The organism is Thiorhodococcus mannitoliphagus (genome assembly GCF_010915725.1).
GTDB classification, from domain to species: Bacteria; Pseudomonadota; Gammaproteobacteria; order Chromatiales; family Chromatiaceae; genus Thiorhodococcus; species Thiorhodococcus mannitoliphagus.
Map to the genome: position 1 here is coordinate 1 of NZ_JAAIJR010000146.1, position 12,205 is coordinate 12,205.

Annotated in this window: 9 protein-coding genes and 1 pseudogene; 6 read left to right on the plus strand and 4 right to left on the minus strand. The window is 62.8% G+C overall.

Annotated features, from left to right (window positions below; genetic code table 11):
• Window positions 1-361: 361 nt before the first annotated feature.
• The gene (locus G3480_RS22225) at window positions 362-1,537 is read left to right on the plus strand and encodes an RtcB family protein (RefSeq protein WP_164656195.1); all 1,176 of its coding nucleotides are present in this window, start codon (window positions 362-364) and stop codon (window positions 1,535-1,537) included.
• Between the two features lie 169 nt (window positions 1,538-1,706).
• On the opposite strand, the gene G3480_RS22230 is transcribed toward G3480_RS22225, so the two are convergent.
• The 3 genes from G3480_RS22230 to G3480_RS22240 form a co-directional block, all read right to left on the minus strand.
• On the minus strand, window positions 1,707-2,321 hold the full coding sequence (locus G3480_RS22230; RefSeq protein ID WP_164656197.1) for an SPOR domain-containing protein: 615 nt from the start codon (window positions 2,319-2,321) through the stop codon (window positions 1,707-1,709).
• Window position 2,322: 1 nt separating this feature from the next.
• On the minus strand, window positions 2,323-4,107 hold the full coding sequence (gene argS / locus G3480_RS22235) for an arginine--tRNA ligase (RefSeq protein ID WP_164656199.1): 1,785 nt from the start codon (window positions 4,105-4,107) through the stop codon (window positions 2,323-2,325).
• 184 nt (window positions 4,108-4,291) lie between these two features.
• Complete coding sequence (locus tag G3480_RS22240; RefSeq protein ID WP_164656201.1) at window positions 4,292-6,502, minus strand: primosomal protein N'; 2,211 nt, start codon at window positions 6,500-6,502, stop codon at window positions 4,292-4,294.
• A 499-nt stretch (window positions 6,503-7,001) separates the two neighbouring features.
• On the opposite strand from G3480_RS22240, the gene G3480_RS22245 reads away from it, so the two are divergent.
• From G3480_RS22245 to G3480_RS22265, 5 genes are all read left to right on the plus strand, one after another.
• Window positions 7,002-7,607 carry an HNH endonuclease gene (locus G3480_RS22245; RefSeq protein WP_164656205.1) on the plus strand — a complete coding sequence of 202 codons (606 nt, stop codon included), beginning with the start codon at window positions 7,002-7,004 and terminating at the stop codon, window positions 7,605-7,607.
• Entirely contained in the window at window positions 7,604-8,479 is an 876-nt protein-coding gene (locus G3480_RS22250) for a fructosamine kinase family protein (protein ID WP_164656203.1), read from the plus strand. The genes G3480_RS22245 and G3480_RS22250 overlap by 4 nt, the downstream gene beginning before the upstream one ends.
• A 94-nt stretch (window positions 8,480-8,573) precedes the next feature.
• Window positions 8,574-9,083: a SixA phosphatase family protein gene (locus G3480_RS22255; RefSeq protein ID WP_164656206.1), complete on the plus strand. Its 510-nt coding sequence runs from the start codon at window positions 8,574-8,576 to the stop codon at window positions 9,081-9,083.
• 603 nt (window positions 9,084-9,686) lie between these two features.
• Window positions 9,687-9,797 (plus strand): hypothetical protein, encoded by a 111-nt coding sequence (locus G3480_RS22260; RefSeq protein ID WP_338114202.1) that lies wholly within the window; start codon window positions 9,687-9,689, stop codon window positions 9,795-9,797.
• Window positions 9,798-10,122: 325 nt separating this feature from the next.
• On the plus strand, window positions 10,123-10,863 hold the full coding sequence (locus G3480_RS22265) for a carbonic anhydrase (protein ID WP_240905981.1): 741 nt from the start codon (window positions 10,123-10,125) through the stop codon (window positions 10,861-10,863).
• A gap of 169 nt (window positions 10,864-11,032) precedes the next feature.
• Here the strand turns inward: G3480_RS22265 and G3480_RS22270 are convergent.
• A pseudogene (locus G3480_RS22270) lies at window positions 11,033-11,894 on the minus strand (transposase).
• Between the last annotated feature and the right edge of the window lie 311 nt (window positions 11,895-12,205).

Below are 12,205 nucleotides of genomic sequence, written 5' to 3' on the forward strand. Positions count from 1 at the left end.
GTAACCGAGGGCATGAGGTTACATTCTAAGCGCCACGCCGCCGCATGGACTTTCTCCGCGCAGCGGCTTCGTCCAACAACGAGGTAGATGGAGATGAGCAAGCCGCGCAATCCGGTCGCCCGGTCCCCGCTGCTACGCAAGGGCGGGCCGCATGAGCGCTCTGCCTCGAGCATGCGGGCGGGGCGCCGCAAGGCGATCGAGGCTGGAATCGACGCCTTTCAGGGTCAGGATTCCGGGGAAACGGGAAGAGATAGACGGCGAAAGCAGCGGTAAGCAGAGGGGCTTGCTCCCAGGCTCCGGCTCAGCGGCAAGTCGATGCGACTGAAGCATTGCCCGAAAAGTTACTGGCAGGAAGAAGACCATGCCGATCAAGCGAGTCATCACCAAGGGCCGTGTGCCGGTCAAGATCTATACGGATGACGTGGCCGAGAACGCCATCAAACAGCTCGAGAACGTCTCTCAGCTGCCCTTCATCCACTCACACGTGGCGGCCATGCCGGACGTCCATTGGGGAATGGGGGCGACCATCGGGTCGGTGATTCCGACCCTTGGGGCCATCATCCCGGCCGCGGTCGGCGTTGACATCGGCTGCGGCATGAATGCGCTGCGGCTCTCGCTGCGCGCGGACCAGCTGCCGGACTCGTTGGTGAAGGTGCGCGCGGGGATCGAGGCGGCCGTGCCAGTCGGGTTCGACGGGCACGCCAACGACGCCTGGTGCGAAGCGGGCCTGAAGCGCGTGGCGCCGGGACTCAAACCGATCCTGGAGAAGCATCCCAAGATCAACGCACGCTGGCAGAGCCAGCTCGGAAGCCTGGGTGGCGGAAACCACTTCATCGAGGTCTGTCTCGACGAAGCCCAGCAAGTTTGGATCATGCTCCACTCCGGATCGCGCGGGATCGGTAATCGCATCGGGATGCACTTCATCGAGCTGGCCAAGCGCGAGATGGAGCAGTGGAAGATCCAGTTGCCGGATCAGAACCTGGCCTATCTGCCGGAGGGCAGCAAGCACTTCGACGACTATGTCGAGGCCGTCGGCTGGGCCCAGGATTATGCGATGGAGAACCGCCGTCAGATGATGCGCCTCATCATCGAGGCACTGCGCGATCAGCTTCCGCCCTTCGAGGTGACGAGCGAGGCGATCAACTGCCACCACAACTACGTGGCGCGCGAGCACCACTTCGGCAAGGACGTCTATCTCACCCGCAAGGGTGCGATTCGGGCCCGCGAGGGCGACCTGGGGATCATCCCAGGGAGCATGGGGGCCAAGTCCTACATCGTGCGCGGGCTGGGCAATCCCATGTCCTTCTGCTCCTGCTCACATGGGGCAGGACGGCGCATGAGCCGAGGTGAAGCGACCCGTCGCTTCACCCGCAAGGATCTGGAGGCCCAGACCCAAGGCGTCGAGTGCCGCAAGGACAAGGGGGTGATCGATGAGATCCCGGCCGCCTACAAGGACATCGACGCGGTCATGGCCAACCAGGGCGACCTGGTCGAGGTGGTGCACACCTTGAAGCAGGTGCTGACAGTCAAGGGGTGAGCCGACGTGCGGCCGCAATACAGCGGCGGCACGTCGTGCTTGGCTTAGAGCGTGTCCATCAATTGTTTCCCGATGCGAGCGATGCCGCCCGAAATCCCCCCCAGCTCCCCTTTGTGAAAGGGGGGAAGTTGTTGATGGACGCTTTCTTAGGCGATTTCTGTCAATCGCCTTATTTGATCGGAATGGCGAGGCTATCTTTGCCGTTGCGCTTGAGCAGGTCCTGGATCTTCTTGGCCTCCTGCCTGCTCGCGAAGCCCCCCGTGCGGACCCGGTGAGTGACCCGGCCGCTCGAGAGCGTCGCCGCTTGGACGTTGGTGGAGATGCCAAGCAAGGCGAGCTGTGCCTTGAGCCGCTCGGCATCGGCCGCGCGGCTGAAAGAGCCGACCTGCACGACATAGGTGCCACTGCGCGGCTTGGTCTCTGGCTCGGGCGTGATGGCTGTCGTTTGCGCCGGCGTGGGCGTGGCTGGCTGCGCTTGCTCTTGCTTTTGCTCGGGCGGTTGAGGACGTGGCGCCGGAGGGGGCAGCGGCGGGGCCTTGCCGTCGTCGTCCTCGGCCTCGGTCAGGACTTTCTCGAAGGTGAAGTTTGGCTTCGGCCGCGTACTTTGATCGCTCTTGGCTTCGGCTGCTTCGGGTGCCGATTCGGTGGCGTCCTGGCTCGGTGCCAGGATCTTGGTGATGACGACACCCAGTGCAACGCCGACGATCAGCCACCAGACGCAGGACTTGTTTTGCTTGCGCTTCGTTGGCTGCGATTGGCTGGGGCGGCGATAGTCCCTTGGCATCTCACATGCTCTCCGGTGCTGACACGCCGAGCAGCCCCAGGCCGTTGCGCAGCACCTGGCGTACCGCCAGGATCAGCTTGATCCGGGCGTCGCGCAGGTCGCTATCCTCGACCAGGAACTGATGGGCGTTGTAGTAGGTGTGAAGCTCATTGGCCAGCTCGCGCAGATAGTGGGTGAGCTGGTGCGGCTCTTCCTTGAGCGCGGCGGATTCGACGCTTTCGGGGTAACGGGTCAGGGTGCGCAGCAGGGCCTGCTCGTGCTCCTCGGTCAGCCGATCTAAGTGTGTCGTGCCTGGGCTGGGGTCAACCACCATGCCGCGGTCAGCCGCCTGGCGCAGCACGCTGCAGACCCGAGCGTGGGCGTATTGGACGTAGTAGACCGGGTTGTCCGAGGACTGGGACTTGGCGAGATCGAGGTCGAAGTCGAGGTGCTGCTCGCAGCGGCGCATCACATAGAAGAAGCGGGCGGCGTCGCGTCCGACCTCCTGGCGCAGCTGGCGCAGGGTGACGAATTCGCCCGAGCGCGTGGACATCTGCGCCTTTTCGCCACCGCGATAGAGGATGGCGAACTGCACTAGGAGGACATCCAAGCGATCGGTCTCGTCGCCCAGCGCCTTCAGTGCCGCCTTCACGCGTGGGATATAGCCGTGATGGTCGGCGCCCCAGATGTCGATGACGCGGTCGAAGCCGCGCTCGAGCTTATCCATGTGATAGGCAATGTCCGAGGCGAAGTAGGTGGTCTGGCCGTTGTCGCGCACCACCACCCGATCCTTCTCGTCGCCGAAGTCCGTGGAGCGGAACCAGAGCGCGCCGTTGCGCTCGTAGACATGGCCGGACTCGCGCAGCCGCTCGATGGCCTTGTTGACCGCGCCGCTCTCGGTGAGCGAGCGCTCCGAGTACCACTCTTGATAGTCGACACCGAATTCCGAGAGGTCGGCACGGATGTCGTCGAGGATGGTGTTTAGGCCCAGCTCGAAGACATAGCGGTAGCGGTTGTCGCCGAGCAGGCGCTTGGCCGCGGCGATGAGCCCGTCGATGTGGGCCTCCTTGTCGCCGCCGTTCTCCTCCTGGGGCTCGCCTTCCTGCGGGATGTCGGGCGGGATCCCGGCGAAGACCTGCTCGGCCGCGACGCGATAGGCGTCGCCGTGCTCGCGGTGCAGGGTGGCGGCGATGTCCCAGACGTAGTCGCCCTTGTAGCCGTTGCTTGGGAAGCGCAGAGCCTCGCCGCACAGCTCCAGGTACCTCAGCCAGACGGAGGTCCCAAGGATGTCCATCTGGCGGCCGGCATCGTTGACGTAGTACTCGCGATGCACGTCGAAACCCACGGCGGCGAGCAGGTCGGCAACCACGGCGCCATAGGCGGCGCCGCGCCCGTGCCCGACATGGAGCGGGCCGGTCGGGTTGGCCGAGACGAACTCGACCTGGACCCGCTTGCCCGCGCCCATGGTGCTGCGGCCATAGCCGTGACCGGCGTCCATGATGCGCGGGACGACGGCGCGGTAGGCGTCTTCGGCCAGGAAGAAGTTGATGAACCCAGGGCCAGCGATCTCGGCCTTGGCGATCAGCGGCGAGGCGGGCAGGGCGTCCAGGATGCGCTGTGCCAGGTCACGCGGCTTGGTGCGGGCCTGCTTGGCCAGCATCATGGCGATGTTGGTCGCGAAGTCGCCGTGCGAGGCGTCCTTGGTGCGCTCCAGCTGGGGCTCTGGGAGTTCGGCAAGCGCGAGCTGGCCGTTGCTGACGAGCGCGGAAAGCGCGGCGGAGATGAGATCTTTGATGTCTTGCTTCATGCAGGCTGACGGCTTGCCGACTCGCGCGAGATTCGGCTCGCGGCGCGCATCGACGCACTGCGGTGGCCGGCGCTCTCGGGAGAGTTCGCAACGAGTTGAATGTTTGAAGTCGTGAGTATCGCCTCGCCCCAATAACTGGACGGCGGAGGGCGAGCACAAGGATACCTGAACCCGCGCCGGATGGTTAGAGCATGTCCTGGGGGTCGACGTCCAGCGACCAGCGCAGGCCGCGCCGTCTCGGAAGCTGCCGCAAGGCGCTGGTCCACTGTTGGAGGAAGCGCTGCAGCAGCGGGCGGTCTTGGCTTTGCAGCAGGAGTTGCGCGCGGTGGCGTCCGGCGCGGCGCTGCATCGGGGCCGGAACCGGGCCGAGCAACTGGACGCGGGGCTCGCCCAAGGCTTCGCCAAGCTCACGCGCCTGACGCAGGAAGTCTAGCGCCGGCGCTTCCTCGGGCGCGTCGGCGCGCGCAAGGGCGAGATGAGCAAAGGGCGGTAGCTCGGCCGCGCGGCGCTCCGTGAGTTCGAGGGCCGCGAAGCCGCCGTATCCCTCTTGCAGCAGGGACTGCAGCAGCGGGTGCTCTGGATGTCGGGTCTGAATGACGACGCGGCCCGGTCGGTCGGCGCGTCCCGCGCGTCCCGCGACCTGGACCATGAGCTGCGCGGTGCGCTCGGGGGCGCGGAAGTCGCTGGCGTAGAGCGACTGGTCTAGGTCGAGGATGCCGACCAGGGTCACGCCAGGAAAGTCGTGCCCCTTGGCGAGCATCTGAGTCCCGAGCAGGATCTGGATCTCGCCCTTCTGAGCGGCGTCGAAGAGGCGCGCCAGCTCACCCTTGCGGCGGGTGCTGTCACGGTCGATCCGGGCCATGGTGACGCCGGGAAAGAGTGGGCGCAGCTCGTCCTCGAGTCGCTCGGTCCCCTGGCCGAGCATCCTCAGGTCCAGTCCTTGGCACTCAGGACAACGGGTCGGCAGCGGCTGCGACCAGTCGCAATGGTGGCACCACAGCCGCTTCTGGGCGAGGTGCAGTGTGAGGCGGGCGTCACAGTGGCGGCAGCCGCCGACCCAGCCGCAGCTGTGGCAGGTGAAGACGGGGGCGTAACCGCGTCTGTTGAGGAATAGCAGCACCTGATTGCCGGCGCTGATCTCCGCCTGCATGTGTGTGCGGAGCACCTTCGATAGACCCGCGCGCAGGGGCTGGCGACGGATATCGAGCAGGGAGATCCTGGGTGGGCGGGCCTGTCCGGTGCGGTGCGTCAGGCGCAGCCAGGTATAGCGTCCGAGACGTGCGTTGTGCAGGGTCTCCAGCGACGGGGTCGCGGTGCCGAGAACCACCGGGCAGCCGACGAGCTGTGCGCGCCGGACCGCCAGATCGCGTGCCGAGTAGCGAAAGCCCTCTTGCTGCTTCAGCGAGGGGTCGTGCTCCTCATCGACCACGATGAGACCGAGGCGAGGCAGGGGGGCGAAGATCGCGGAGCGGGTCCCGAGCAGTAGGGTCGCCTCGCCCCGGGCGGCCCGGTGCCAATCGCGCTCACGCTCGGTGGCGCTGCGGGCGGAGTGCAAGACGGCGATGGGGCCAGGGATGCGGCGGCTGAAACGCTCGCGCAGCTGGGGCGTCAGGCCAATCTCCGGCACCAGGACCAGCGCCTGCCTGCCTTGCTCGATCAGTTCCTGGATGAGCCGGATATAGACCTCGGTCTTCCCGCTTCCGGTAATGCCGTCGAGCAGAAAGGCTTGAAAGCGGCCGAAGGCGGCCAGAACAGAGGAATTGGCCTGAGACTGCTCCTCGGTCAGGGGGTAGGGCGGCTGTTGCGATGGCAGTATGTCCTTTGCTGCGCGCTCGCCTCGCTCCAGGTTGCAGTCGGCGACCATGCCTTTGGTGCGCAGGGCGCGCAGGGTCGGGCTGCAATCCCCGAGGCGGTCCCTGAGCTGCGTCAGTGAGAGTCCGTCAGGCGCTGTCTGCAGGAGCGCGAGCATCGCCCGCTGCTTGGGCGCGCGGTTGAGATCCTCGAGCTGCGTTGCGCGACCAAGCGCCGTTGGTCGAGCGCCTGGCTCACGGTCGTCGAGCAGGGGTGAGGCCTTGCGCAGCCGCGCGGGCAGCGCCGTGAAGAGCGCCTCCCCGAGCGGCTGCTGGTAGTAGTCGGCGGCCCAGCGGATGAACTGCAGGTCTTGGGCGCTGAGCAGCGGGCCGGGGTCGAGCAGACGCTCGACGGCCTTGAGCTTGGTCGTGTCTTGGTCGGTTTCGTCGACGATCTGGATCAAGATCCCGACTTCTTGCCGGTGTCCGAAGAGGACGAGCACGCGGGAACCTGGTAGCGGCGGTGCGTCGCTGGCCTCGGCCGGGGGCAAATAATCGAAGAGCGCGGCGAGCGGAGCGTCGACCGCAATGCGGTAGATGATCATTGACGCCTAGGCTGTCCTCCGGCCATTGCGATGCCATCCTTCGCGGATCTCTGGTCGAGCATCAGGGCGGAGTTGGTGGCCTCGTCTTGAATCGTGATCAATTGTTCACAATTTCTGTGGATAACTCTGGGGATAGTCGTTGAGTAAGGGGCTCGGAGGCGCGCCGTTCGCGGTCTCGTGCTGTTCTGGCTAAATGCTGACCACTTGGTTTCAAGGCTCTAAGAAACAATGGCTTGCGTTCTTTTGGCTGTTTCAGTCCGCTCTGGAGTTGACAAATTCCGAAGGGCTGTTTACCAAGCCTGAAGGCTGTGAATGATGTGGTCGAGTGAGGCGCTTGCCGTGGCGGATGTCTCTACTGTCGGCGACGGCAGTTCGGCGTCTTGCCCCGCTCGGCGTCATGTCTCCGATGCCGCTGATGCGTCTTTAAGCACCCTGGTCTAGCTCCCTTGCGCCTGAGTAAGCCTGTATGATTCTCGCAAATTCCGAGCTGCATCCCTCTATGTTGCCACTCAATCAACAGGTACTGCGAACGGATTTGGCAGGTATGCCCCTGGAATGGATCGACTACCGTGTTGCTGCCCGGCTCTACTTCCTAGGGCAGGTTGCCTACTCTTGTGGCGACAGGCTGTTTCTCTTGCGCGGCGGCTTCAATGCCGTTACCCGCGCGCAGAGCCAGCTTGGAATTCACTCCATTATTGCCACTTACGGCATCCATCACGCACTCAACAAGCTCCAGGGCAACTATGCTCCGCCCTTGTCGAACCGCACCCTCTTCCAGCGGGACGACCACATGTGCATGTATTGCGGCCAGCGCTTCTCGCCCCGGCAGCTGTCCAGGGATCATGTCCGCCCGACGAGCAAGGGTGGCGAGGATCTCTGGCGGAACGTGGTCACTTCGTGTGTGCGTTGCAATAACTTCAAGGCTGGCCGTTCTCCTGAGGATGCCGGCATGGAGCTACTGGCGGTGCCCTTCACGCCCACGCACGCTGAGTACATTTATCTGATGGGGCGCAACGTCCTCGCGGATCAGATGCAGTTCCTGCGTGCTCACTTTCCACGCACGAGTCCCCTGCATCGTCGCATCGGCCGCAGGGTGTCGCAGTGACACAGTGGTCCGCAATCGCTCAGGCGATCAGCAAGGCGACAGGCACGCGCTTTGAGGTTCGCTCTAACCGGGCGGTTGGCGGGGGCTGCATCAATACCGCAGCCGTGCTCGGCGACGGCAGCCAGTCCTACTTCGTCAAGCTCAACGCGACTGAGCGGCTGGATATGTTCGAGGCGGAGGCCGCCGGTCTGGAAGCGCTGGCCGAGCCCGGGGCGATTCGCGTCCCCCAGCCGCTCTGTACCGGGTGCGCCGGGGGGCAGAGCTTTCTGGTGATGGAACTGCTCGATCTCGGCGGCCGTCTGGACGGCGTGCGCGCCGGGCGTCAGTTGGCGGAGCTGCATCTGGCCACCGCAAAGACATTCGGTTGGCAGCGCGACAACACCATTGGCTCAACGCCGCAGCGCAATACCCGAACTACCGACTGGGTTCGCTTCTGGCGGGACCATCGTTTGGGGCGGCAGCTCGAAATTGCCGCCGCCAACGGCTATGGCGGACGCTTGCAGACGTCGGGCGAGCGTCTTATGGCTCAGCTAGACGTGCTCATCGGTCACGAGCCAGCGGCCTCGATTCTCCACGGCGATCTTTGGGGTGGGAATATTGGCTCGACCCGCGACGGGGAGCCGGTGATCTTCGATCCGGCGGTCTACCATGGGGATCGAGAGACCGACATCGCCATGACCGAACTCTTCGGTGGCTTTGGTGGCGATTTCTATGCCGCCTATCGGGAAGCCTGGCCGCTCGATGCGGGCTACGCGACTCGCAGGATCCTCTACAACCTCTATCATGTCCTCAACCACCTCAATTTGTTTGGCGGTGGCTATTTGAGTCAATCGCAAGGGATGATCGAGCGCCTGCTGGCCGAAACCCGCTGAGGTTACGCCAAAATGACGAATATGTTAAAAACCTGCCATGACTGCACCAGCAGGTTCGCAACGCGGTTTGAGCTACGCTGATCCCTTCTTCCATATGCCCAGAGAGCTGCTGCTGCTCCGTCACGCCAAATCGGATTGGGACTCGGACGCTGCGACGGACTTTGAGCGCCCACTCGCCAAGCGAGGCAAGAGCGACGCGCCCAAGGTGGGCAGCTGGCTCTATCGCGAAGGCTTGGTGCCCGATCACGTCGTCAGCTCGCCGGCCGAGCGTGCGCGTCAGACCGCGACCAAGGTGTGCAAACGCCTGGACTTCAGCAAGAAGGATATCGTCTGGGACGATGCCATCTACGAGGCCAGTGTCGCCGAGCTGCTAGAGGTTCTGGGTCGCTGCCCAGAGGCTGCCGCGACCGTCCTGCTCGTCGGGCACAATCCTGGGCTCGAGAACCTACTCTGCCACCTCGTCGGCGAGGACATCGAAATCCCGCGAGACGGAAAGCTGCTGCCGACCGCCACAGTCGCGCGCCTCGAGATGCCCAACGACTGGAAGATCCTCGCGCCGGGAAGCGCCCAGCTCCTGTCGATGACCCGACCGAAGAGCCTTTAGGCGCGTTCCGCAAGACTCTTTATCCTGAAGCGTTGAGCTGAACCGCCAGGCGTGCAAAGGATCTCAATGTCGTCTCGGCACCAGGGCTCACCTTCAGTGTGAAGCGTCCCCGTGGAGGAAGTCTTTGTTTTTCTCCGCGCCCTTGGTGTCCGTGACTGGGCGTCGTGAGCTGGTGATTGGCCTTGCGGTCAGGATTCGGGCCTCGATCATCCCTTCGCCCAAGTCGGCCAACGAATGCGTTGTCAGGCCAGCTATTCCCACTCAGAAAACAAATAAACCATTGATTTTAAATTATATTCATCCTAAGAGCCTACGAAAACATCATTTCCAAGTGACTGATAATAAGAGTGTTTTGAAGTTAGCGGGACCGCTGTAGTCAGGCCATCTTGGCCTGACAGAATCAGGGCTGGAAGCCCTGACTACACAGGGATGGCCAGCAGCTGGACCGAACGATGATCAAGGCCAGGATTCGCAAGCTTGCGAGCTTCGGTCACCGCTCGGCGTCACAGACTTGCCTGATCAATTCCTCATGCAGGCCGCGTTCAAGGAAGCCCATCCGTCATCGAGCGCGAGCAACGCCTGCAACTGTCCCGCCGCGATGTCGTGCATTTGCTGAAACTGCTGGAAAATCCACCTCCACCGCGCCCCGTCCTCACCGCCGCTCGAGCTAATGCGGCGCAATACGCTATCGCAATTGCGCCCTACTCAGGCTGAGTAAGGTTGTCGCCCTGCACGAGTTCCGTCGGCGAGGGATCGACTCGACGGTGAATGGAGGCATCACCAGCGGAACGGCAGCGCTTGAAACCCATTGGGCATCCATTTTCCTCATAGCTTGACGGGGTTCAAACGATGACATAGTCTCGCGCGAGACGACAGGCTTTAGTGCCCCCGTCGTGACGCAAAGTTAGAGAGCCAAGAAACGACCTTTATCGCCCTGGACGTGATTTTAGTATTGCTTGCTTTTATTGTTCGCGTTAATTATTCGCAAGGCTTTCGATCATCTTCACAGCCCAGTTTCCTCAACTCAACCGAGAGACCCATGATGAAGAAATTTGCAGGTTTGGCTGCCGTGCTACTCCTCTCTGGATGCGCGCACACGACGAAACAGGCCATGCATTGGGGATATTCGGGTAATGAAGGGCCTGAGCGCTGGAGTGAAATCAGCCCCGAATTCGCCATTTGTTCCTCGGGAAAAAATCAATCGCCGATCGATCTGGCCAATTTCATCAAGGCCGATTTGAAGCCGCTTGCAATCGACTATCAAGCGGCTGGAAACGAGATCCTCAACAACGGACATGCCATCCAGATCAATAGTGCTCCGGGGAGCAAGTTCTCACTCGACGGTCATACCTACGAACTCAAGCAGTACCATTTCCACGCCCCGAGCGAGAATCTGATCAATGGCAAGTCTTATCCCATGGAGGCGCATCTCGTTCACGCGGACAATGACGGAAACCTGGCGGTCATCGCGGTGATGTTCGAGGAAGGGAAAGAAAATCAGTCCATTGCGCAAGCATGGTCGAAGATGCCCACGCAGGTGGGCGAGAAAAACGCCTTGACGCCCAGTGTCGCGGCCGAGGGTATTCTGCCGCTTAAACGCCGTTACTATCGTTTCAACGGATCACTCACCACACCGCCTTGTTCGGAGGGGGTCCTCTGGTTGGTCATGAAGGATCCGGTCACTGTCTCCAAGTCGCAAATCGAGGAATTCGAACACACCATGCACCATCCCAATAACCGTCCGGTCCAGGCAGTCAATGCGCGGGCGGTGATGAGATAAAGCAGGATCTCCCATCATCAACGTCGGCCGCGCGGAATAGATCGCGCGGCCGGATTCAATACTCTCTACCTCGGCGAATGCCTGAACCGGGCCGCCCAATTGCGGAAAGGTCGGAAGCTCGGCGGGGGGCATGCCTTCCCTTTCGCCCTTGATCTCAAGGCCGCAAGGTCTACCCTATAGCCTCTCGCTGCGTGACATCCGCTGCTTGAAGGATCTTGCTCACGCGCGAATAGTGGATGCCGAAGAAGTCCCCCAATGTCCTGCAGCGTATAGCCCCCGCTGCGATAAGCGGCGACGATGGCCTCGTTGCGCCGCGGGTAGTCACGGACGTACTCGGGTAGCGGCTTGGGTGGAGGCTGCTGCTTTGACTGCGGCACCTCGCGGAGGTCGCGGTTCTTCGGCAACTGTCGCCGCAGCGACGCCACGAAGCTGTCCGAGCCGAGGAACACTTGGTTTTTCAGTTGCTCCCAGGGGGCCGGCTGGCCCTTCCCTTCAGCGACGAAGCGCGCCTAATGTGCGACGGCATCCGGCTCCGTCTCGCCGAAGACCCCGATGAGGGTTCGGGTCTCCAACCACTCCGGTGCCGGTTCCGCGCCGATCATGGCCCGGTAGCTGCTCCAGGGCCAATCGGCTGCGGAACGCACCATCCGCGCCCGCACCGGATTGAGCACGACGTAGCGCGCCAACTCCAGCAGATACGCCTCCTTTTGCGCTAGGATCGCCTTGCAGCGTCCTTGAAACACATGGCCCGAGCGGCCGTGTGTGCGGTTAAAGCGCTGCGTATAGACGCCATTCAGCTGCCGCATGCCCTTGGAAAGGTTCGCGTCCGGGGTCTCCACCAACACATGGTAGTGGTTGGTCATCAGACAGTAGGCGTGCACCGTCCAATTGAAGCGGTCCCAAACGCCAGCCAGCACATCCAGAAACAGGCGCCGATCCCCATCGGCGAGGAAAATCGCCTCGCGCCCGTCTCCGCGACTGGTCACATGGTACAGCGCGCCTGCAAATTCGAGACGAAGGGGCCTAGCCATGTTCTCAAGTCTAGCTCAAGAAAGGCAAAAGGGAAGACCTGGGTGACCTGGCAATGGTTGCCGACTGTGAGAGAACCGCGCAAGCGGGAAGCTCTCCCGAGTGAGGCTTAGTCAGCCGCTCGGAAGTGTCATGATCGGACGGCGCAAGCCGGACGGTCAGATAAATGAGTGACACGAGGTGAAGGGTGTGGCCCTGAATCCGACACAGAGCCCCGAGAAACTTCAATTTTGGGAGAGAGCCGATCCTGTCAGGTCGGGCGCAGGCCAAGCGGGCGGTGCGTTATAGACGAGCATCAACCGTCCCCCCGGGG